At 64.2% G+C, this 23,962-nt stretch carries 8 protein-coding genes; 3 read left to right on the top strand and 5 right to left on the bottom strand.

Annotated elements, in window-relative coordinates; genetic code table 11:
- The first annotated feature begins 214 nt into the window (after positions 1-214).
- Positions 215-14,530 carry an amino acid adenylation domain-containing protein gene (locus ACFWAD_RS12785; protein ID WP_378544274.1) on the top strand — a complete coding sequence of 4,772 codons (14,316 nt, stop codon included), beginning with the start codon at positions 215-217 and terminating at the stop codon, positions 14,528-14,530.
- Position 14,531: 1 nt separating this feature from the next.
- Here the strand turns inward: ACFWAD_RS12785 and ACFWAD_RS12780 are convergent, their stop codons facing one another.
- Complete coding sequence (locus tag ACFWAD_RS12780) at positions 14,532-15,389, bottom strand: Ku protein (protein WP_230815586.1); 858 nt, start codon at positions 15,387-15,389, stop codon at positions 14,532-14,534.
- A 140-nt stretch (positions 15,390-15,529) separates the two neighbouring features.
- On the opposite strand from ACFWAD_RS12780, the gene ACFWAD_RS12775 reads away from it, so the two are divergent.
- Complete coding sequence (locus tag ACFWAD_RS12775; protein WP_378544270.1) at positions 15,530-16,501, top strand: alpha/beta hydrolase; 972 nt, start codon at positions 15,530-15,532, stop codon at positions 16,499-16,501.
- 14 nt (positions 16,502-16,515) lie between these two features.
- Here ACFWAD_RS12775 and ACFWAD_RS12770 read toward each other — a convergent pair whose 3' ends face one another.
- The gene (locus ACFWAD_RS12770) at positions 16,516-17,646 is read right to left on the bottom strand and encodes a lycopene cyclase family protein (RefSeq protein WP_378544267.1); all 1,131 of its coding nucleotides are present in this window, start codon (positions 17,644-17,646) and stop codon (positions 16,516-16,518) included.
- Between the two features lie 10 nt (positions 17,647-17,656).
- Entirely contained in the window at positions 17,657-18,442 is a 786-nt protein-coding gene (locus ACFWAD_RS12765) for an SDR family oxidoreductase (RefSeq protein WP_378544264.1), read from the bottom strand.
- 129 nt (positions 18,443-18,571) lie between these two features.
- Here ACFWAD_RS12765 and ACFWAD_RS12760 point away from each other — a divergent pair, with 129 nt between their 5' ends.
- Positions 18,572-20,203: an ABC-F family ATP-binding cassette domain-containing protein gene (locus ACFWAD_RS12760; RefSeq protein WP_020907739.1), complete on the top strand. Its 1,632-nt coding sequence runs from the start codon at positions 18,572-18,574 to the stop codon at positions 20,201-20,203.
- 60 nt (positions 20,204-20,263) lie between these two features.
- Here ACFWAD_RS12760 and ACFWAD_RS12755 read toward each other — a convergent pair whose 3' ends face one another.
- Positions 20,264-20,830, bottom strand: a complete 567-nt coding sequence (locus ACFWAD_RS12755) for a TetR/AcrR family transcriptional regulator (protein ID WP_214886600.1) — start codon at positions 20,828-20,830, stop codon at positions 20,264-20,266.
- Between the two features lie 180 nt (positions 20,831-21,010).
- Positions 21,011-23,812, bottom strand: a complete 2,802-nt coding sequence (acnA, locus tag ACFWAD_RS12750; protein WP_019748421.1) for an aconitate hydratase AcnA — start codon at positions 23,810-23,812, stop codon at positions 21,011-21,013.
- Positions 23,813-23,962 lie beyond the last annotated feature (150 nt).

The following is a 23,962-nucleotide window of genomic DNA, read 5'->3' as shown; positions in this document are numbered from 1 at the left end:
CAAATGGTTGTTTGATGAATATTTGCTGGAAGCTGACTCATCGGTAACATCGCAGCTGATTGTCACGATGTGATCTCCGGCGGGCGATTTGCCGGTTTCCACCGGAACCTTCCAATGTATTCGTCTCATTTCGAAGTACCCCGATCAGTTCGAGGCGTCCAGCGGGCGCATATACCTGTTTGCATCATGATCAAGTTGTAAGAGGGAGATTCGTGTGGATGGCAGTCCCGACCGAGGAATCGTTTCCGCAGCTCGTCCGGACGACGAACTCACCTTCCCTCTTTCTGCCGCGCAACTTTCCCTGCTTGTCGCACAACAGCTTCGACCCGAGATACCGGTCAGCATCGCTCAGTACGTCGATGTGGACGGCCCGCTCGACATCGACCTGCTGACCGCTGCCAGTAAGCAGACCGGCCGCGAGATCGGTTCCGGGTACCTGCGCCTGGTCGAGGTCGACGGGGTTGCGCGTCAGTGGCTCGATGTCGACATGGACGATTCCCTCGACGTGGTCGACCTGCGCACCGAATCGGATCCGGAATCGGCGGCGCGCGAATGGATGCGGCGCGAGCACACCGCCGCCATCGATCCGTTCACCGATCGCCTGGTCAAGCTCGCGGTCCTGATTCTTCGCGACGACCATTCCTACTGGTACAGCCGCATCCATCACGTAGCCCTCGACGGTTTCGGTGCGATGTCGATGATGAACCGCACGGCCGAGATCTACACCGCCGCCGTACGGGGTCTGCCAGTTCCCCCGGTGGTAACTGCGCCTCTCGAGGCTTTGGTGAAGGCTGAGTCCGACTATCTGGGCTCCACGCGGTGGGAGCGCGATCGCGACTACTGGACTACGAAGATGGCCGACAAGCCGAGCGGAACCTCGCTCGCGTCCTCGACCGCTCCGTCGCAGGCCTGGTCACGGCTGCGGTCGGCGACGGTGCCGGAAGAACTGCGAAGCTCCCTCGAACGCCTTGCCGAAGCGCACAACGTGACGACGTCCTCGGTGGTGATCGGCGCTCTGGCCGCCTACCTCGCCCGGGCGATCGGAACTCGCGATGTCGTACTCAGCCTCCCGGTTTCGGGGCGGACGACAAAGGCTGCTCGCAGGTCCGGCGGAATGATGTCGAACGTCGTCCCGATACGCGCGAGCGTCGACCCCTACTTCGCCGTGGGGGACTTGCTTCGTGAGGTGAAGCTCGAACTCACCGGCGCACTGCGTCATCAGAAGTACCGCCATGAGGACCTGCGCCGCGTCCTCAACGCCGGTGATCACAGTATCGCCGATGGCCGCGGCTTCCACGGGCCGCTGATCAACCTCATGCTGTTCCACTCCGGAATCACCCTCGGCGACGCGCACGGCGAACTCAACGTGATCTCGACCGGGCCGATCGAAGACCTCTCGGTCAACGTCTATCAGACTTCCGCAGCCGAAGAGATCCAGATCGACTTCGCCGCGAATCCAGACCTCTACACCGACGAAGACATTTCGCGTCACCATCGACGGTTCCTCGACTTCCTCGAATTGTTCTGTGCCGCAGAATCGGGAACTCGATTGATGGACATCGACCCGGACGCCGCGGGGAAGTGGATCGCAGAAGTACAGCACGCCCGCAACGTCGAATACTGGTCGTCGACATTGTCGAACCCGGCCGAGGAACTGGGGTTGCCGGTCGTCGCCGGAACCGGTCGAACGTCCACGCCCCTCCAGATCGAGGCAGACCTCTGCCGCCGCCTCGAGACGATGGCGACGACGATGAACACGAGTCTGTTCGTGCTGTTCCAGTCTGCGATGACCGGACTGCTGCGCCGCGTCGGTTCGGCCGACGAGGTGTCGATCGGAGTCTCGGTTCGCGGATACGGCGCCTCGAATCCGGACGACTTCGTCTCGATGTTCGCCAATCAGCTGGTGCTTCGCTCGACGGTGTCGAACACCATGACGCTCACCGATCTGGTCGGCGCGGTGGACACTGTCGCGATCGACGCCTTCGAACACGCAGACATTCTTCTGTCTTCGGTGACCGCCGCCCTCGGCGACGGTCGATGGGTGGAGACGGGCCCGTTGTTCCGGGCGATGGTCTGCTTCGAGGAACCGCTCGATGCACACCCGAGATTTCCGGGACTCATGGTCGGTGCGCCGATCGGGTCCGACCTCGCGACAGCTCCGGAATTGTTTGTCTCCCTCGCGATTCCGACGGGTGAGCATGCCGACTTCGATCAGCCGATTTCCGGGGTTCTGGATTGGCTCGGCACGAAAGAGCAAGCCGAAGACCTCGCCGACCGCTATCTACGAATCTTGACCGCAATGGTCAGTGCACCGCAGTCGGTGCTCGGCGCTGTGGACTTGCTCCGCGCGGACGCGCGCCAGGCGCTTGTACCGCCCGTTCTGCCGACCACGCCGGTCCGAACGCTCTCCGACATCTTCGCCGACCGTGTTCGCGCGACCCCTGACGCGATCGCCGTCGTGGGCGACGAGCGAGTGTCGTACCTCGAACTCGATCGACGATCGAATCGGTTGGCGCGCAAGCTCGTCGATCACGGCGTGCACTCCGAGTCGCTGGTCGGAATAATGCTGCCGAAATCCGTCGACATGATTGTCGCGGCTGTCGCGGTGTTGAAGGCCGGCGGCGGATATCTCCCGCTCGATCGCGCGCACCCGGCCGAGCGATTGGCATATGTGGTCGAGGATGCGCAACCGGTGTGCATCATTTCCGATTCCACCTTCCCGAACTCCACCTTCCCGAACTCCACCTTCCCGAACTCTGATGTGACGGTCGTCGGAGTTGGCTCCGACGAGTACTCCGGTGCGAGTCTGGAAGCGGACGAGCGCCCGCGCGGGCACGGAGCCGACAATCTGGCGTACGTCATCTACACCTCGGGTTCTACGGGTCGACCCAAAGGCGTCTCCGTCACCCATGCCACCGTGGTGCGATTGTTAGAGAACACGCACGTCGAATTCGGGTTCGACGGCAACGATGTGTGGACGATGTTCCACTCGTTCGCCTTCGACTTCTCGGTGTGGGAACTGTGGGGCGCGCTGCTCCACGGTGGAACTCTGGTGCTGGTCGATCACGAAGTCTCACGCGACCCCGATGCCTTCCGAGCGCTGGTTGCTGCGGAAGGCGTCACGGTGCTCAATCAGACGCCTTCGGCCTTCTACCAGTACATCGAAGCCGACCTTCGGGCCGATTCGCAGACTCGGCTCCGGTACGTGATCTTCGGTGGCGAAGCCTTGGACCTGCGTCGACTCGGGCGTTGGTACGACAATCACCCGGGCTACGACAATCACGCGAAATCCGGGCCCGCGCTCGTCAACATGTACGGCATCACCGAGACGACGGTGCACGTCACCCATCTCGAACTCGACCGACCGAGCGCGAGTTCGGTTACCGGCAGCCGGATCGGTGACGCGATCGACGGACTTCGTGTTTACCTGCTCGACGAGCATCTCTCGCCGGTCCCGGTGGGAATTGCGGGGGAGATCTACGTCGCGGGCGGTCAACTCGCCCGTGGTTATCTGGGCCGACCCGATCTCACCGCGGGCCGGTTCGTCGCGGATCCCTTCAATGCCGGCGGACGACGGCTGTACCGCTCCGGCGACCGTGCACGCTGGATTGCGCCCGGACAACTCGAGTACCTCGGGCGCGGCGACGCACAGGTCAAGATCCGCGGATTCCGGATCGAACTCGGCGAGATCGACTCCGTCATCCTCGGCGCGCCGGGAATCGACGACGCCGTGACCGTCGTGGCTCCGACGCCGGCCGGTGGCGCTCTCGTGACGTACGTGACGGCTTCCGGCGCCGTGGACGTCGACGTCCTCCGCGCCCACGCGGCCGAAGTCCTCCCGACCTACATGGTTCCCGACGCCTTCATGGTCATCGATTCAATTCCGTTGACCACCAACGGAAAACTCGATCGGCGTGCGCTGCCGTCGCCGATCCTGGCCTCCACCAAGGCCTTCCGGCCTCCGACGACACCGATCGAGGGCAAGGTTGCCGCGGTTCTGGCTGACATCCTGGGTAGCGGACCGCTCGGACTCGACGACAATTTCTTCCATCTGGGCGGAAACTCGCTGGTAGCGACGACGGCGGTAGCGCGCTTGACCGAATCTACCGGGGTTCGGATGCCGCTGCGTGCTCTCTTCGATCACCCCACGGTGTCCGGGATCGCGGCGACCATCGAGCGTGCCGCACAGACGCCGGACGCCGACGGTATTCAGGTAGTGGCCAGGCCGGCGGTGCTACCGCTCGCTCCCGCGCAGCAGCGACTGTGGTTCCTCAACCGTGTCGCACCGGAATCAGGTGCCTACAACATTCCGCTGGCGGTGTCGCTGCGCGGCGACGTCGACGCCGACGCACTGGGCGCCGCGATCATGGACGTGGTGACCCGCCACGAGTCACTGCGCACCGTGTTTCCTCAGGTCGGGGACAACGCAACGCAAAAGGTTCTGGGCCTCGGTGAGGGTATCGCGGGGCTCGAGTCGATCGAGGTGGAACGCGAAAGCCTCGAGAGGGTGATCTTCGAATTCTCTTCGGCCGGTTTCGATCTCGTTCGCGAACGCCCGGTGCGCTACTTGCTGATCACTGTCGCCGACGACAAGGAGGGCAGAGACGAGGAAGCCGTCCTCGTCGTAGTTCTGCATCACATGGTGGCCGACGGTTGGTCACTCGCGCCGCTGGCCGCCGACCTCACCGGCGCCTACGCGGCCCGTGTCGGCGGCAACGGACCACAGTGGGCGCCCCTTCCCGTTCAATATGCCGACTATGCGCTCTGGCACCGGGAACACCTCGGTGACGCTACATCCGCCCAGTCTCTTGCCCACTCCCAAATTGCCTTCTGGAAGCAGCGCCTGGCGGGAGCGCCCGAGCAACTCCACCTGCCGACAGACCGTCTGCGCCCACTCGATCCGTCCATGCGCGGAGCCGGCGTCGACATCAGGATCGGCGCTTCCACCCACCAGAAGCTCGTTGCGCTCGCTGCGGATCACGACGCCACTACATTCATCGCGCTGCACGCGTGCTTCGCGCTCCTTCTGGCCCGCTACAGCGGCACTGACGACATCGTCGTCGGAACACCGGTGGCTGGGCGAGGGGACAGGTCTCTCGATCTGCTGGTCGGCATGTTCGTGAACACCCTTGCCTTGCGGACCGTCGTCGATCGTGATGCACCCTTCGGGGAGTACCTCGCGCAGGTCAGAGCCGTCGATGTGGATGCCTTCGACAATGCGGACGTGCCGTTCGACGTCGTCGTGGACGCGCTCGAACTGGACCGCTCGTCCTCGCATCACCCGGTCTTTCAGGCGGCCATCACCTCGCGGATAACCACCACTCACACAGCTGAACTCGCAGGAGTGTCGATGACGGCGCGGGCGGTGGAGACGGGGCTGACCAAGTTCGATCTCGAACTCACCGTCACGGAGCGTCGCGAGGGCGGGTCCGCAGCGGGAATCGATGCCACGTTCACCTATTCCACCGATCTGTTCGACAAAACGACCGTCGAAGCGTTGGCGCGTAACTTTGTGACACTCGTGGAATCGGCAGTGTCGGAACCGTCTGCACCGGTTGGTGACCTTCGTGTACTCGGCGCCCGGGAGAGCGCCGTGATATTGCCGCGGCGCGGTGACCTCTCGCTCGGCGAATCGACCTTGGCGCAGATCCTGGGCGAGAGCGCGCTGGCCCATCCCGACGCGATCGCCCTCGAAGACTCCGAGCGGTCACTCACGTACGCAGAGTTGGAGCGCCGATCGAATCGGATTGCTCGATACCTCATGGACCTGGGCGTCGGCCCCGAAACGCCGGTCGCGCTGGCCGTCGCCCGATCGGTCGACTCGGTGCTCGCAGTCTGGGCGGTCACCAAAGCCGGCGGCGTTTTCGTCCCGGTCGATCCTCGCTATCCCGCAGATCGCGTTGCGCACATGCTCAAAGATTCGGGGGTGCGCATCGGAATTCGGTCCGCCGAGGTTGCGGCTGGTCCGGCGGTCGGGGGGAACGTCGCGGTCTGGATCGACCTCGGCGACGCGGACACCGTTGCAGAATGTGCCGCCTACTCCGATGCTGCGATCGACGAAGCGGACAGAACGGGATCGATATCTGCGGCCTCGGCTGCGTACGTCATCTACACGTCCGGCTCGACCGGAGTGCCGAAGGGCACCGTCGTCACCCACGCGGGTTTGGTCAATCTTGCTCGCGAACAACAGGATCGGTACCGGATCACCGCTGATTCGCGGACTCTGCATTTTGCGTCGCCGAGCTTCGACGGCGCCGTGCTCGAACTTCTGCTCGCCGGTTCGACCGGCGCGACGATGGTGATCGCACCCGCCGACATCTACGGAGGGGAGGCGTTGAGCGAGTTCCTCCGAAGCCGCGAAATCACTCATGCCTTCATCACCCCGGCTGCTCTGGCGACCGTCGATCCGGCGGGCGTGACGGCACTGGAATGCGTCGTCGTCGGCGGCGATGTGTGCACTCCGGAACTGGTCTCGAGCTGGGGTAACGGGCGCAGACTGCACAACGGATACGGTCCGACCGAAACCACCGTCATGGTCGCCATCAGTGATCCACTCTCACCGGGCGAGCCGATCACCATCGGCGGTCCCATCCGCGGGATCGACGCCGTGGTGCTCGACGCCCGGCTGCAACCGGTCCCCATCGGCGGCGTCGGCGAGCTGTACATCGGTGGGCCGGGCCTCGCGCGTGGCTACCACCTCCGGCCTGCACTGACGTCGGATCGTTTTGTCGCGCATCCGTACTCGACGCCCGGTGCCCGGATGTACCGAACCGGTGATCTTGTCCGCTGGACCAAGGGCCTCACCCTTCGTTATGTCGGCCGTAGCGATCATCAGCTCAAGATCCGCGGGTTCCGCATCGAACTCGGCGAGATCGACGCTGCCCTGATGGATTCCCCTCTCGTGCACTTCGCGACGACAATTCCCGTCGAATCTGCTGCCGGCACCACCCTGGCGTCGTACGTGCTGCTGAACGGACACGCTGATACCGAGTCGCTCTTTGCCACCCTCGCCGAGACGCTGCCGCGCTACATGATTCCGTCGTCGATCACCCCGATCGACGCGATTCCGCTGACCCCGGTCGGCAAACTCGATCGCAGAGCACTACCGACGCCGATTCCGCGCGAAATCCTCGGAACGGGTCGTGATCCGGAACCCGGGCTCGAACGAACCGTCGCCGACGTCTTCGCCTCGCTGCTCGACGTATCCGAGGTCCGGGCCGCCGACAGCTTCTTCGATCTCGGAGGCAACTCCCTCGTCGCGACGCAGGTGTCCGCACGGTTGAGCGCAGCGACGGGATTCGCCGTGGACGTGCGCTCGATCTTCGAAGCACCGACCGTCGAAGCTCTCGCTGCACGTCTGGCGGCGAACGCCGAAGAATCAGACGATCGACCTGCCCTGAGCGCCGGTGCTCGCCCGGACCGCCTGCCACTCTCCGCTGCACAACAGCGACTGTGGTTCGTCAATCGCTTCGATCCGCAGTCCTCGGTCTACAACATCCCGTTCGCGATCCGGATCACCGGACACATCCTCGGCGATGCACTCGAAGACGCACTTGCGGACGTCATCGCACGCCACGAGGTACTTCGAACGATCTACGTCGACAGCGCGGACGGCCCGAGCCAGGTCATCCGAGCGCTTTCCGACGTGCAGTTCTCCATCGAGCAGTATGTCGGTTCCGAAGGAGTCGACGCGGCGACGACGGAGTTTGCGGCGACGACGGAGTTTGCGGCGCGGGGGTTCGATCTCGGTTCGGATCTACCGATTCGGGCACTGCTCGTGCGCGAGGACGCCGCCGCCCACGTACTGGTCGTCGTCATCCACCACATCGCCTTCGACGGCTGGTCCCTGACTCCCTTTGCCACAGATTTCATCGCTGCGTACACCGCGCGCGTTGTCGGAGATGCACCAGTTCTTGCGCCGCTCGACGTGCAGTACGCCGATTACGCGCTGTGGCAGCAAGACTCGCTCGGACAGATCAACGATCCGGAGTCTCTGGTTGCCCGCGAGCTGACGTTTTGGACAGCTGCCATGGCGGGTGCCCCGGACGAGGTACTGCTACCCGTGGATCGCGCACGCGGATCTGTCACCACCAACGCTGTCGGATCGGTCCCGATCGTCATCGACGCGGCGACGGGGGAGCGACTCGGCGCCCTGGCGCGGCGGAGTGGTACGACGCAATTCATGGTCGTACACGCGATCCTGGCGGTTGTTCTCGCCCGTCTCGGTGCAACCGACGACGTGGTGATCGGGACTCCGGTAGCGGGCCGCGGGCGACCCGAACTGGATTCCCTGATCGGGATGTTCGTCAATTCGGTACCGCTTCGCACACCGGTCGATCATCGAGCGTCGTTCACCTCTTTGCTCGAGGTGGTCCGCGATCTCGACCTTGCTGCTTTCGCGCACGCCGAGCTGCCCTTCGAGGTGCTGGTCGACGCCCTCGATCTCGACCGGTCCACCACACGGCACCCCCTGTTCCAGGTCATGCTGTCGTACCACCAGAATCTGCTCTCGCCGCAGGTCACGGTCCACGACGCGCATCTAGAGGCGCAGCCACTCGAACCGTCCGTCGCGAAGTTCGACCTCGAGTTCACCCTGCTGGCCGGCGATTCCGAGAACACGGAGATCACCGGATCGCTCAGATTTGCCGAGGCGCTCTTCGACACCGTCACCGCAGAGTCGATCGCCGCCCGTGTGCAGTCTGTGGCCCGCGCCGTCGCCGCCGAACCGGACACGGCGATCGACGACATCGAATTCCTCAGCACCCTCGAGCGGGCGTCGCTGATGCCGGTTCGCGGTCCGGCGTGGACGGCCTCGCGTACCTTGGCCGAGATCTTGACGCGGACTGCTACCCGCTCAGGCGACTCGGTGGCCCTTCGATCCGGTGACACCACCGTGCTCTACCGCGACCTGTTCGCCCGTGCGTCTTCCCTTGCCCGGCGCTTGACCACCGAGGGGATCGGCGCCGAAGATATTGTGGCAATAGCTATTCCGCGTTCGATCGACTCGATCGTCGCGTTGTGGGGCGTTGCCTTGACCGGTGCCGCGTTTGTTCCGGTCGATCCGCGATACCCCGCCGATCGAGTTCTGCACATGCTCACCGATTCGGGAGCCACCCGCGGAGTGACGACGGAAGCGGTGATCGAGTCGCTGCCCCGCCCGGTTCCGTGGATGACGATGGGCGGCATCTACGGCGACGGTGTCGGGCAGCCGGTTCCGGCCGCACCGATCCGAATCGACAACCTCGCCTACATCATCTACACGTCCGGATCGACGGGAAAGCCCAAGGGCGTCAGCGTCACTCACCGTGGCCTGAGCGCATTGGCCGCCGAGCAGACGGCGCGCTACGGCATCTCGGCGCAGTCGCGGACACTGCACTTCTCCTCACCGAGTTTCGACGCATCCATCCTCGAACTGCTGCTCGCCGTGGGTGAGGGCGGGGCGATGGTGATCGCAACTCCCGACGTGTACGGCGGCGAGGACCTCGCGAAACTTGTCACCGATCACCAGGTGACCCACGCGTTCATCACGCCGGCTGCACTGGCCTCGGTCGATCCCACCGGGCTGGACGTCTTGCAGTCGATCGTTGTCGGCGGTGAGGCCTGCTCACCCGAACTGGTCCGCAAGTGGGCACCCGGTCGCCGGTTGTTCAACGGATACGGGCCAACGGAAACCACCGTCATGGTGTGCATCAGCGATGCCCTGACGGCGGGGGAGACCGTGACCATCGGCGGACCCGTCCGCGGAGTGTCCGCGGTGGTTCTCGACGGTTCCGCTCGGCCGGTTCCCGTCGGGGTCACCGGTGAGCTCTACATCGCCGGCCTGGGACTTGCCCGCGGCTACCTCGACCAACCCGCCTTGACGGCGACGCGATTCGTGGCGGCGCCGTTCGGTCCGGCCGGCACCCGCATGTACCGGACCGGAGACCTGGTTCGGTGGACGCCGCACGAGACGCTCGAATACGTCGGACGCTCTGATCATCAGGTGAAAGTGCGCGGATTCCGCATCGAACTGGGCGAGATCGACTCCGTGCTCAGCACATACCCCGGCGTCGAGTTCGCGGTCACCGTGGGCGTGAACGCAGCCTCCGGTGAGACGATGTTGGCGTCGTACGTGGTGCTCGGTACGGAATCCGTCGAGGTGGACGAGCTGTTGAGTCACGCGCGCCGCTCACTGCCCGCTTTCATGGTGCCGTCAGCGATCACCCCGATCGAGCGCGTTCCGCTCACCCCCGTCGGGAAACTCGACCGAGCCGCGCTGCCTGCGCCGACACTGCGTTCGTCCGAACGAAGTGTCGAGCCGCTGATCACCGAGACCGAATTCCAGGTCGCCGGCGTCGTGGCGGAACTGCTGAGAATCGAACAGATCAGTGCGTCGGACAGCTTCTTCGAACTCGGTGGCAACTCCCTACTCGCCACCAGGCTGGCTCAGCGCCTGGGGGAGTCGCTGGGTAGGCAGATCCCTGTCCGAACGCTGTTCGAGCACCCCGAAATTCGGGAACTTGCCGCCGCACTCGACACTTCCGCCGAGGTAAAGGCACTTCCTCCGATCGCCGTTGCCGATCGCCCGGACCGGATTCCGCTTTCCTACTCGCAGTCACGCATCTGGTTCCTCAATCAGATGGATCCCAGCTCGCCGGCCTACAACGTCCCTGCCGCGATTTCGCTCGACGGTGCGCTCGACGTGCCGGCTCTCGAAGCTGCTGTCCTCGACGTGATCGAAAGACACGAAATCCTGCGCACGGTGTTCCCCGACTCCGACACCGGTCCACACCAGGTGATCCAGGACGCGTTCACCTCGCTGGAATTCGGAAACGCCGACACCCGCGAACCGGCAGAGCTCGCCCGAGAGTTTGCGTCGCGCGGATTCGACGTCACAACCCAAGCCCCCGTTCGGGCACTTCTGCTCGAGTCGACACCGCAGCGCCACACTCTGGTCATCGTGATCCACCACATCGCGGCGGACGGGTGGTCGATCGCCCCGTTGATGAAGGACGTGCTCACCGCCTACGTCGCGAGAAGTTCGGGGCACGCCCCCGAGTTCACGCCCCTCGAGGTGCACTACGCGGACTTCGCGATCTGGCAGCGGGAAGCGCTGGGCGCGGTGAACGAATCCGAGAGCGTGCTCGGGGCACAGGCGTCGTACTGGCAGGAGACGTTGCGGGGAGCCCCCGAGCTGATCGACCTTCCCAGCGATCGGGCTCGCCCGCTCACCCAGTCGTTGAGCGGTGCCCACGCCGCGGTCTCGCTCCCGGCGCACACCCGGATCGCGGTCGAGGCGGTTGCCGGCGCGAATGGGGCGACGCCGTTCATGGTGTTGCACGCTGCATACGCGGTGCTGCTGGCCAGGCTCAGCCGGAGCACCGACATCGTGATCGGATCCCCGGTCGCCGGGCGCGGACACCGAGTTCTCGACGACCTCGTCGGGATGTTCGTGGGCACGGTAGGGCTGCGTACGACGATTGACCCCGGATCCACTTTCGTCGACGTCCTGCGTACAGTCCGGTCCGTCGATCTCGACGCGTTCGCCCACGCGGACATTCCGTTCGAGCAGGTCGTGGACGTCGTGGCGCCGACCCGGGCCACCGACCGTCATCCGGTGTTCCAGGCGATGATCTCGTTCCACGGCGCTCATCCGACGGCGTGGGATCTCCCGGGACTTACCGTTCGCGCCCACGAGATCACACCGGACATCGCCAAGTACGACCTGCAGTTCACCGTTGTCGAACAGACCGCGGAGGAGGGCGGCGACTACGCGGCCTCCCTCACCTATGCACAGGACCTCTTCGACGCCGACACGGCGAACTCGTTTGCGGTGATGCTGGAAACGATCGTCGAGACACTGACCGCCCAGCCCTCCGTCGTCGTCGGTGACGTGGACCTCGTGGGACATGGTCGGCGCGCGCTGCACGGACGTCCGGCCGGCGATGCTCTGACCTTGCCGGAACTGCTGCTTCGCGGCGCCGCCGATCCGCATTCCCTGGCACTTGTCGACGTCGCTGCATCCACCACCCTCACGTACGGCGAACTCGACCGACGCTCCGACGCGATGGCGTTTGCACTGATCGCTCGCGGAATCACTCCGGAAATGGTTGTGGCACTGGCGCTTCCAAGGTCAGCCGACTACGTGATCGCGCTCTGGGCCGTGGCGAAAGCAGGCGGTGTGTTCCTTCCCGTCGATCCCGCGTATCCCGCCGAGCGGATCGAGCACATGCTCACCGACAGTGGGGCAGTCCTCGGTATCACCAGAGGCCGGTATCTGGCCGAACTCCCGGATGTCACGTCGTGGATCGAACTCGACGCGGCCGAATTCACCGCCGAAATCGAGGCCGTCCATTCCGAGACTCTGCCCGACGCGCCACTCGAGCTCGACAATCCGGCCTACCTGATCTACACCTCGGGCTCGACTGGAAAACCCAAGGGCGTGTTGGTCACTCACGCCGGACTGGCAGCGTTTGCCGACGAACAGCGTGAACGCTTCGGGGTCACCACACACTCCCGCGCTCTGAGCTTCGCCTCGACGAGCTTCGACGCTTCGGTTCTCGAGCTACTGCTGGCGTTCGGCGCCGGCGCAACGATGGTGATAGCGCCGCCGACAATTATCGGCGGCGTCGAATTGCACGAATTGCTCGACGAGCAGGCAATCACCCATGCGTTTGTGACTCCGGCCGCGCTGGCAACTGTCGATCCCGCTGGACTCGACCATCTCGAAGCCGTAGTCGTCGGCGGCGATGCGTGCTCTACCGACCTCGTATCTCGGTGGGCCCCTGGGCGTCGAATGTTCAACGCGTACGGCCCCACCGAGGCAACCGTCGCGGTCACCGTCAGCGATTCGCTGGCAGCGGGGGAGCCCGTCACGATCGGCGGTCCGATCCGCGGCGTGGACGCGATGGTTCTCGATTCCCGCCTGCGCTCGGTCCCCGGCCGGGTCGTCGGTGAGCTCTACGTCAGCGGCGACGGTCTCGCCCGCGGGTACCTCGGCAACCCCGCGCTGACGGCGACGCGGTTCGTCGCCGACCCGCACGGACCCGAAGGCGCTCGGATGTACCGAACCGGGGATCTCGTGTGTGAAGATCGTGCGGGGTCGCTTGTCTACCTCGGACGCGCGGACCACCAGGTCAAGGTGCGAGGGTTCCGGATCGAACTCGGCGAAATCGACGCGGTGCTGGCGTCGGAGGCGTCTGTGCATTCGGCCGTGAGCGTGGTCGTCGGTGAAGGTGGCGACGCTCGGATCGTCGCGTACGTCGTCCCGGCCAACGGGGACGTCGACGCCTCCGCGTTACGCCGCCACGCAGCCATATCCCTGCCTGCGCACATGATCCCGTCCGCTGTTGTCACGATCGACGCAGTCCCGACCACACCGGCCGGCAAGCTGGACCGCACCGCTCTACCTGCTCCCCTCTGGGAGTCGCCCAGTGGACGCGGCCCGGAAGGCAGCGACGAGATCGCGATCTGCGCTGCTTTCGCGGAGGTACTTGAGCTTGCCGACGCCGACACCTTCGCCGATTCGAGTTTCTTCGAACTCGGCGGAAACTCACTCATGGCAACGCGTTTGGTCGCTGCCATCAAGGAACGCACCGGCCTGACCGCTCCCGTCGCGTGGATATTCTCCGACCCGACTCCGGAGGCATTGGCGCGCAGACTCTTCGAACTCGAGGAAAAAGTTGTGACAAGTGACGCGGATACCTCCGCACTTGCAGTAGTTCTGCCACTGCGGCCGGAAGGCCGCGCCGAGCCACTGTTCTGTATCCATCCGGCCATCGGATTGGCCTGGTGCTACGGGGCGCTCGATCGCTACGTCGATTCGAGCAGGCCGCTGTACGGCCTGCAGTCACCGGTCCTGACGGACCCCGAATTCCGGGCGGAGCTGATCGAGGACTTCGCGGCGCGGTACGTCGAGGAAATTCGCGGCGTCCAGCCGCACGGTCCGTATCACCTGCTGGGGTGGTCGATCGGCGGATTGATCGCCCATGCGGCGGCGGTGCAGTTGCAAGCAGCCGGTGAGAGCGTCGCCGACCTGATTCTGCTCGACAGCTTCGTTCTCGAAGACCCGACTATGGCAGGTGCGCAGCCTTCTCTCGCCGAACTGATCGGCGGGTTGGGGATCTCGGTGCCGGGCACCGACGAGCGCGATCTGACACCCGAGGACGCCGAAGAACTCTTGCGCGGAGCCATCGGCGATCATCCCTTGGTCTCGAGCGAGCGGATCGAGCGACTGTTCGAGGAGTACTCGGCCGGCGCCGAGCTGGCTCACCGCTACCGTCCGGGCAAGTTCGTGGGCGATCTGCTCTTCTTCTCGGCACAGACCGACACCTTCGACCCACTGCGGACTGCGTCGGCGTGGCGCCCGTTCGTGTCCGGGGTGATCATCGACCGTCCGGTGCCCACGTCACACGCCGAGATGTTCACCGAAGCAGGGCTGGACGCTGTCGGACCCGTGATCAACCTGGCAGTCGGAACGGGCCGTCACGCCGCCCCGGACGTCGACGCGGAACTGGACGCTCTGATCGAGGTTCAGGACGTGCGCGGCTGACTCAGGCGCGCTTCTTCGCTCGCGTCTTGCTTCCACTCGTTTTGCCGGCAGAGGTTTTGCTTGCGTTCGACTTGGCTTCGTCCACACTGCGCTGGAGTGCGGCAACCAGGTCGACCACTTCGGCGTCGGTGCCTTCCTGATCGACCTCGGCGGCAGGGATGACCTTCTTGCCGCCGTTCTCGATCATCTCGTCGAGCAACTGCCGCAGTTGGAGTTGGTAATCGTCGGTGAACTCGGTCGGATCGAAGTCGCCCGCCATGCTCTCGACGAGCGTCTGCGCCATCTTCAGTTCCTTGACCTTCGGCTTCTCCACGTCGTCGAGCGAGGGGAACTCTGCGGCGCGAACTTCGTCAGGCCAGAGAAGCGTCTGGATCACGAGGACACCGTCGCGGGCGCGCATCGCGGCCAGACGCGTCTTCTGCCGCAGCGTGAAGTGCACGAGTGCTGTTCGATCGCTCTCGGTGAGCACAGTCGAGAGCAGGACGTACGCCTTCGGTGACGCCGAATCCGGTTCGAGGAAGTAGCTCTTCTCGAACAAGATCGGGTCGATCTGATCGTTCGGCACGAATTCCAGCACCGGAATCTCGTGCTTCTCGGCGGCTGGGAGCTTGTTGAAGTCCTCGTCGCTCAGGATGACCCGTGACCCGTCCTCCGAGTCGTACGCCTTGTCGATGTCCGCGAACTGGACCGTGTTGCCGCACTCGGAACACACGCGGTTGTACTTGATGCGGCCACCGTCTTTTGCATGGACCTGGTGAAATCGGATGTCGTGGTCCTCGGTCGCCGAGTACACCTTGACCGGAACGTTGACCAGACCGAAGGCTATCGAGCCTTTCCAAATCGAGCGCATGTCTCCCATGATGGTCGCCGCCGGCCGTTTGCGCGAGGCAAACGCTCTCGGTTGATCCCGAACCGTTGTGTCCGGGTGGGCCGGTTCGGGGCGCAGCGAGCGGGTATCCGCTCCGAGAATCCGACTCGCACACTTGGGGGCATACTCCGATGAGTATCCGAACCTTCCGTCGACGCGTCACCGCTGCGCTGGCGATTTCACTGGTTCCACTGCTGTTCGCACCTTGGCCCGCAACAGCCGAACAGGCACGCACCGTCAGGGTCACCGTTCATTCGGATGCGATGGACCGCGACATACCACTCGAGGTGATCCTTCCCGACGACTACAGCGCCCCACGCCCGACGCTGTATCTGCTCAACGGCGCCGGCGGTGGCGAGGACAGTGCAACGTGGGAAGGACGGACGGATGTCCTGGACTTCTTCGCCGACAAGAACGTCAACGTCGTGACGCCGTTGGAAGGAGCGTTCAGCTACTACACCGACTGGCAGAAAGACGATCCCGTACTCGGACGCAACAAGTGGCAGACATTTCTCACCCGCGAACTACCGCCAGTGATCGACGCGCAGTTCAGCACCAACGGGGTCAACTCCATCGCGGCGATCTCGATGACGGCGACCTCGGTTCTCAACCTCGCGATCTCAGCCCCAGGGCTGTATCGCAGTGTCGGTGCCTACAGCGGGTGCGCGGAGACTTCCACCCAGCCAGGGCAGGACTACGTGCGGCTGGTGGTCGGCGCGCGGGGAGGCGCTGACCCGACAAACATGTGGGGACCGTTCGACGGTCCCGGATGGCGCGAGAACGATCCCGTCGTGAACGCGGAGAAACTGCGAGGAACCGAACTGTACGTCTCCACCGGTTCCGGGCTGCCAGGTCCACACGAAAACCTTCAGGCACCCGATGTGAACGGAAATCCCGGAGCGCTCCTGAATCAGATCATCGTCGGCGGAATCATCGAATCCGCGGTCAACGGGTGCACGCACGGACTGGCGGACCGACTGAACGCTCTGGGCATCCCCGCGACCTTCGACTTCAAGCCGACCGGAACACACTCGTGGGGTTACTGGCAGGACGATCTACACAATTCCTGGCCGATGATCGCCGGCTCGATGGGAACGCAGTAGTCGGTCCAGAGTGCTCACCTCAGAAACGGCGCGCGCATCAACGTCTTTCGGACGTGCCACGGTGATGTCCGAAACAGGGATGCCATCACCTTCGCCGTCGCGGACGCGTCCCGCCGATCGGACAGGTAGGACCGCTGAGCCTCGATCGGTAGATCGAAGAACGTGTCGAAAAATGTCGCGACCTCGTCCGAGTCGAGGGTGAGAAGTGCATTCAGGCCAACGCGGCGAAGGGCAGACACCGCCCTGGCCGACCGCGGCCAGAGTGTCGCGTTGGGATCCCCACCGTCGGCGATTGCTTTCGCGACAGCGTCTGCCTCGGCGAGTGAGGAGGCAACGCTGTATCCGGTTCCAGGATGCATCAAACCGCCTCGCCCGCCGAACCGGAGGATGCCGTCCGGTGAGGACCCCCTCGGGCCTTCGACCGCAAAACGGACTCGCTCGACCGGCGCGTCGTCGGGCACTTCGCAGCCCCGATTGTGAAGTCGGGTGCGCAGACGTGTTTCGAGTTCGCGGAGCCCCAACGCCGGCCGGCCGACGAGGCAGGTCTCCTCGAGGAGAACTCGCTCGTCATCGAGAGGGACCGCATAGAGGAACGACGGGGCGTCGGCGTCGGAGGTGCCGTTGTCTGTTCGCCAGTCCATGAACCAGGCCTCGCTGCCGCCCAGAATCGGATCGGCCAGAGGTCGGTCCACGATCATTCCGAAGGCCGTTTGCTGCGCGGTTGTCACTGTCAGATCGGTGCCTCGGGCGTCGACGACGACGGATCCCGTCAGCTGCGATCCGTCCACGCACACGACGGTGGTGGTGGACAGTGTTTGAGCGCGTAAGCCTCTGAACTTTATGGATGTGTCGGAGAGAAATGATTGCAGTAAAGATGTATTCAATACGCAATAGATGCGATCAAGCGTTTTCTGCCCGCTGGTCCACACGCTCGGGCGTTCGATTCGGCTCGCGATCACCTCGTCCGGCAGCCACGACGGCAGCTCGTCTGCCCACGCCGAGTACGTCGGCGTCCACACCCGATGAGGATGCGGATCGACAACGACAACGGTGAGTTGCCGGGCGATACAGCGCGTCGCGAGTGCCCGCCCCGCCGGCCCTCCGCCCACGATCACCACGTCGGCGGAGGAGTCGAGTGTGCTCATGATCGGCGCACTACATCGATCCCGTTGCGAGCAGACCGCCGTCGACCCGGACCGTTTCGCCGGTGATCCATCCCGCCGCGTCGGAGACGAGGAAGCCGACCAGGCCGGCAACGTCTTCGGGAGTGCCGAGTCGTTTCATCGGGTAGCCCGCCGACGCCTTGTCCTCGCCGGCAGCGACCAGTGCTGCCGCGAACTGCGTCTTGACGATCCCGGGAGCTACGGCATTGACTCGAATCTTCGGTCCCAGTTGCCAGGCCAGTTCTTCCGTCAACCGAATGAGCGCAGCCTTCGACGCGCCGTACGCCGCGATGACGCCCGTCGACCGGATCCCGGCCACACTTGCCAGGTTCACGACGGCTCCACCGTGTTCGCCCATCCACGCCCGATGTGCTTGTTGGACGTAACCGAGGGCGGCAACCACGTTCACGTCGAAAATCTTGCGCACGGCGTCGAGGTCCGCCTCCATGAGCGAACCGAAGACGGGATTGATGCCGGTGTTGTTGACCAGAATGTCGAGCGAACCGAATTCGGAGACGGCGCGGTCGACGGCGCCGGAGCGGGCTTCGGCATCGGCAGCGTTGCCCGCGAATGCGACGACCTTTCCGCCGTGACCCAGAGCGGACAGTTCTGTTGCGGCGGCCTCGAGGGGCTCCGGCTTGCGGGCGGTGATCAGGACGTCTGCGCCGCGCGCGAGGAGTTCGGCGGCGACAGCTTTGCCGATCCCGCGACTTGCGCCGGTGACGATGGCGGCGCGGCCTTCGAGGTCGCGAGGACGAGTGCTGTTTTCGCTAGTCATGTCCCGAACGTTAGCGGACTCACACGCTGCTGGTCGGAACGACCGTCAGGTCACGGTAAAATCGATAGTTCTTGTGTCTGAAGTCAGGCATTGTTTACCCGTATTCGTCGTTTTTCCTGAGGAGTTTGCTTGATTACCGCCACTGACCTCGAAGTTCGTGCCGGTGTCCGCACCCTTCTCACGGCTCCCGGGCCCTCGCTGCGCATCCAGCCGGGCGATCGGATCGGACTCGTCGGACGTAACGGAGCCGGAAAGACGACCACACTGCGCATCCTGGCCGGTGAAGGTGAGGCATACGCGGGAAGCGTCGTACGCACCGGTGAACTCGGATACCTCCCTCAGGACCCCAAGGAGGGCGACCTGAGCATCCTCGCCAAGGACCGGGTTCTCTCCGCACGAGGTCTCGACACGATGCTCCGTGAGATGGAGAAGCAGCAGATCCTGATGGGCGAGGTGCTCGATCAGGAATCCCAGGATCGCGCCGTCAAGAAGTACGGCCAGCTCGAGGATCGGTTCTCGGCCCTCGGCGGATACGAAGCCGAGAGTGAAGCCGCACGAATCACCAGCAGCCTGGGCCTCGAAGACCGTATTCTCGGCCAGCCGCTCAGCACACTGTCCGGCGGTCAGCGTCGTCGCGTCGAATTGGCACGAATCCTCTTTGCCGCCTCGGACGGCAGCGGTGCACGCTCGGACACGACGCTGCTCCTCGACGAGCCCACCAACCACCTCGACGCCGACTCCATCACCTGGCTGCGTGGATTCCTCCAGAACCACGAGGGTGGACTGGTGGTCATCAGCCACGACGTCGACCTGCTCAACGACGTCGTCAACCGCGTGTGGTTCCTCGATGCCGTCCGCGGTGAGGCCGACGTCTACAACATGAACTGGAAGAAGTACCTCGACGCGCGCGCCACGGACGAGCAGCGTCGCCGTCGTGAGCGCGCCAATGCCGAGAAGAAGGCTGGCGCGCTGCGGATTCAGGCTGCGAAGATGGGCGCGAAGGCAACCAAGGCCGTCGCCGCGCAGAACATGGCGAAGCGAGCCGACAAGTTGATGGCGAACCTCGACGCAGAACGCGTTTCGGACAAGGTGGCGCGGATTCGGTTCCCGGAACCGGCAGCGTGTGGCAAGACTCCGCTGATGGGCAAGAACCTCACCAAGGTGTACGGCTCGCTCGAGATCTTCACCGGTGTCGATCTCGCGATCGACCGTGGATCGCGTGTGGTCATCCTCGGACTCAACGGTGCGGGTAAGACCACGCTGCTCCGCATCCTCGCGGGCGCGGAGAAGGCGGACGCGGGCGAGCTGATCGCCGGTCACGGACTCAAGGTCGGATACTTCGCTCAGGAGCACGACACTCTCGACGACGACGCATCCGTGTGGGAGAACATCCGCCACGCCGCGCCGGACACAGGGGAGCAGGAACTGCGTTCGCTGCTCGGTGCCTTCATGTTCACCGGCCCGCAGCTCGAACAGCCGGCCGGAACGCTCTCGGGTGGTGAGAAGACGCGTCTGGCTCTGGCCGGTCTGGTGTCTTCGGCCGCCAACGTTCTGCTTCTCGACGAGCCCACCAACAACCTGGACCCGATCTCACGCGAGCAGGTGCTCGACGCGCTCCGCAGCTACACCGGCGCCGTCGTTCTGGTCACTCACGATCCGGGTGCTGCCGAGGCACTCAACCCCGAGCGCGTCATCCTCCTGCCCGACGGCAACGAGGACCACTGGTCGCAGGAGTACCTCGAGCTGATCCAGCTCGCCTGACCCCCTGTGAGTGGTTAGGGAGTCCCCGCACTCCTCAACCACTCACGGGGGCGAAGCCCCTCAATCCCTTCGTCGCACAGACTCCTCGACCAGGTCGAGAACAGCCGAAAGGTTGTCGACGCCGTGGCCGGAGGCGATTCTCGCGACCAGGCCGTCCATCACCAGATCCAGATACCCGATCAGGATTTCGGTGGGAACGTCGTCACGGAGTCGGCCGGCCGATTTCTGTCGGGCGAGGCGCGCACTGGTCGCTTCCGTCAGTTCTGCGGAGCGCTGCGACCATTTCTCACGGAAATCGGCGTCGTTGCGTAGTCGACGCGCTATCTCCAGTCGCGTTCCCAGCCAATCGAATTGATCGGGCTGCGCGAGCATGTCCCGCATGACCTGGACGAGGCCCTCTTCGGCGACGACATCTGCCATCCGGCTCGCATCCTCGCTGGCAAGCGCGAGGAACAAGCCGTCCTTGTCCTTGAAGTGATGAAAGATCGCTCCCCGGGACAAACCGGTGACTTCTTCGAGACGGCGAACTGTGGCGCCGTCGTAGCCGTATTCCGCAAAGCAGCGGCGGGCGCCGTCAAGGATCTGACTGCGCCGTGCCGCGAGATGGTCTTCACTGACCTTGGGCACGGGCATCCCTCCTTTGTCGGGTTGCCTGTGAGCACTTTCGGCCGTAGGCGCTGAATGACGACTCAGTGCACAAAGCGCTCACGACCACCGATGAAACATGGTTCGCCTTCCGGCGAAAGTGGTCGTGAGCGCTTTGTGACCCGTCATGGGCCGAAAGTGCTCACAGGCACGTAGTGCCTACTAGCCCCGGATCATGTTGCGAAGCACGTACTGCAGGATGCCACCGTTGCGGTAGTAATCCGCTTCGCCGGGGGTATCGATGCGTACGACTGCGTCGAACACGACCTTCTCGCCGTTCTCGCGCGTCGCCGTGACCTTCATGGTCTTCGGGGTGACGCCCTCGTTGAGCTTCTCGACGCCTTCGATGTCGAAGGTCTCGGTGCCGTCGAGCTTGAGCGAACCTGCGGACTCGCCGACCGGGAACTGCAGCGGGACAACGCCCATGCCGATGAGGTTGGAGCGGTGGATGCGCTCGAACGACTCGGTGATGACGGCCTTGACGCCGAGCAGGCTGGTGCCCTTGGCTGCCCAGTCACGCGAGGATCCGGAGCCGTACTCCTTGCCGCCCAGGACGACCAGCGGGATGCCGGCTGCCTGGTAGTTCTGCGACGCGTCGTAGATGAATGCCTGCGGTGCGCCTTCCTGCGTGAAGTCGCGTGTGTATCCACCCGAGACGTCGTCGAGGAGCTGGTTGCGCAGACGGATGTTCGCGAAAGTACCGCGAATCATGACCTCGTGGTTACCGCGACGCGAGCCGAGCGAGTTGTAATCCGCACGCTCGACGCCGTGAGAGTCGAGGTACTGCGCGGCGGGGGTACCGACCTTGATCGGACCTGCCGGGCTGATGTGGTCGGTGGTGACCGAGTCGCCGAGCAGCGCGAGGACGCGGGCGCCCTTGATGTCCTTGACCGGAGCCGGATCCATCGTCATGCCGTCGAAGTAGGGTGGCTTCCGCACGTAGGTGGAGTTCACGTCCCACTCGAAGGTGTCGCCCTTCGGGGTTTCGAGGTTCTGCCAGCGGCTGTCGCCCGCAAAGATGGTTGCGTACGACTTGCGGAACATGTCCTGGTCGATCGAGGACTTGATGGTCTCTTCGATTTCCTGCGTGGACGGCCAGATGTCCTTGAGGTAGACGGGGTTTCCGTCGGTGTCGTTACCGAGCGAATCGGTCTCGAAGTCGAAGTCCATGGTTCCGGCGAGGCCGTAGGCAATCACCAGCGGCGGGGAAGCCAAGTAGTTCATCTTGACGTCGGGGGAGATACGTCCCTCGAAGTTACGGTTACCCGAGAGCACCGCGGTGACCGAGAGATCGTTGTCGTTGATCGCCTTGGAGACTGCCTCGGGCAGGGGTCCGGTGTTACCGATGCACGTGGTGCAGCCGTAACCACCGAGGTAGTAGCCGAGCTTCTCGAGGTACGGCCACAGGCCGGCCTTCTCGTAGTAGTCGGTCACGACCTGCGAACCGGGAGCCATGTTGGTCTTGACCCACGGCTTGGTGGCAAGGCCTTTTTCGACGGCGTTGCGTGCGAGCAGTGCAGCGCCGAGCATGACCGACGGGTTGGACGTGTTGGTGCAGGACGTGATGCCGGCTACAACGACGGCGCCGTGGTCGAGAACGAACTCACCGGCGTCGGACTTGACGACAACCGGCTTGCTCGGACGGCCTTCTGCACCGTTGGCAGCGGAGAGAACGTCGACTGCTCCGTCGTCGGCAAACGACAGAACTGCGGGGTCGGAAGCCGGGAAGGATTCTTCGACTGCCTCGTCGAGCTGGGTGTGCTCGGTCGGGTAGTTCTCTTCCACGTAGTTGTGGATGTCCTTGCGGAACGCAGTCTTGGACTCCGACAACAGGATTCGGTCCTGCGGGCGCTTCGGGCCGGCGATCGAGGGAACAACGGTTCCCAGATCCAGCTCGATGTACTCCGAGAAGACGGGTTCCTTGTCGGGGTTGTGCCACAGGCCCTGTTCCTTGGCGTACGCCTCGACGAGAGCGAGCTGCTCGTCGCTGCGGCCGGTGAGGCGCAGGTATTCGATGGTCTCGGCGTCGATCGGGAAGATCGCTGCGGTGGAACCGAATTCGGGGCTCATGTTGCCCAGCGTTGCGCGGTTCGCGAGCGGAACCTCGGCAACACCGTTGCCGTAGAACTCGACGAACTTGCCGACGACGCCGTGCTTGCGGAGCATCTCGGTGGCGGTGAGCACGACGTCGGTTGCGGTGACGCCGGGCTTGATCTCGCCGGAGAGCTTGAAGCCGACAACGCGGGGGATCAGCATGGAGACGGGCTGGCCGAGCATTGCTGCCTCGGCCTCGATGCCGCCGACGCCCCAGCCGAGCACGCCGAGGCCGTTGACCATCGTGGTGTGCGAGTCGGTGCCGACGCAGGTGTCGGGGTAGGCCTGTCCGTTACGGGACATCACGGTGGGAGCCAGGTATTCGATGTTGACCTGGTGAACGATTCCCATTCCCGGGGGGACGACCTTGAAGTCGTCGAATGCGCCCTGGCCCCAACGAAGGAACTGGTAACGCTCGCCGTTGCGCTCGTATTCGAGGTCGACGTTGCGCTCGAGTGCGTCGGCCTGGCCGAAGACGTCGAGGATGACCGAGTGGTCGATGACCATGTCGGCGGGGGAGAGCGGGTTGACCTTGTTCGGGTCGCCGCCGAGGGTGGTGACGGCCTCACGCATGGTGGCGAGGTCGACGATGCAAGGAACGCCGGTGAAGTCCTGCATGATCACGCGGGCAGGCGTGAACTGGATTTCGATGCTCGGCTCAGCTGAGGGATCCCAGCTCGCGATGGCGCGGATGTGATCCGCGGTGATGTTGGCACCGTCTTCGGTGCGGAGAAGGTTCTCGGCGAGAACCTTCAAGGAATAGGGCAATTTCTCGGTGCCGGGGACAGCCGAGAGGCGGAAGATCTCGTAAGAGTTCTCACCGACCTCGAGGGTTCCCTTGGCTCCGAATGAATCGATACTGGTGCTCACGTCTGCTCCACTCGTCTATGAGGGTCGCTACCGACGGGGCTGTGTCGGCAGCTGAAGCGAGGTACTTCGGCTGGTAGATCCTCCGTAGCTCACGCCAATCGCACAGTTCGCGTGAGAACTGTCCGAACATCGGAGCTGCGGTAGAACCTG

This window comes from Rhodococcus sp. NPDC059969 (genome assembly GCF_042738325.1).
Lineage (GTDB): Bacteria > Actinomycetota > Actinomycetes > Mycobacteriales > Mycobacteriaceae > Rhodococcus_F.
This window is presented reverse-complemented; position numbering and strand designations above follow the sequence as displayed.

What these genes read in the sequence shown, in the direction of transcription:
- ACFWAD_RS12780 (WP_230815586.1), bottom strand. Translation starts at nt 15,389, where the DNA reads ATGGGAGACATGCGCTCGATTTGGAAAGGCTCGATAGCCTTCGGTCTG.
- ACFWAD_RS12765 (WP_378544264.1), bottom strand. Translation starts at nt 18,442, where the DNA reads ATGACTAGCGAAAACAGCACTCGTCCTCGCGACCTCGAAGGCCGCGCC.
- ACFWAD_RS12775 (WP_378544270.1), top strand. Translation starts at nt 15,530, where the DNA reads ATGAGTATCCGAACCTTCCGTCGACGCGTCACCGCTGCGCTGGCGATT.
- ACFWAD_RS12770 (WP_378544267.1), bottom strand. Translation starts at nt 17,646, where the DNA reads ATGAGCACACTCGACTCCTCCGCCGACGTGGTGATCGTGGGCGGAGGG.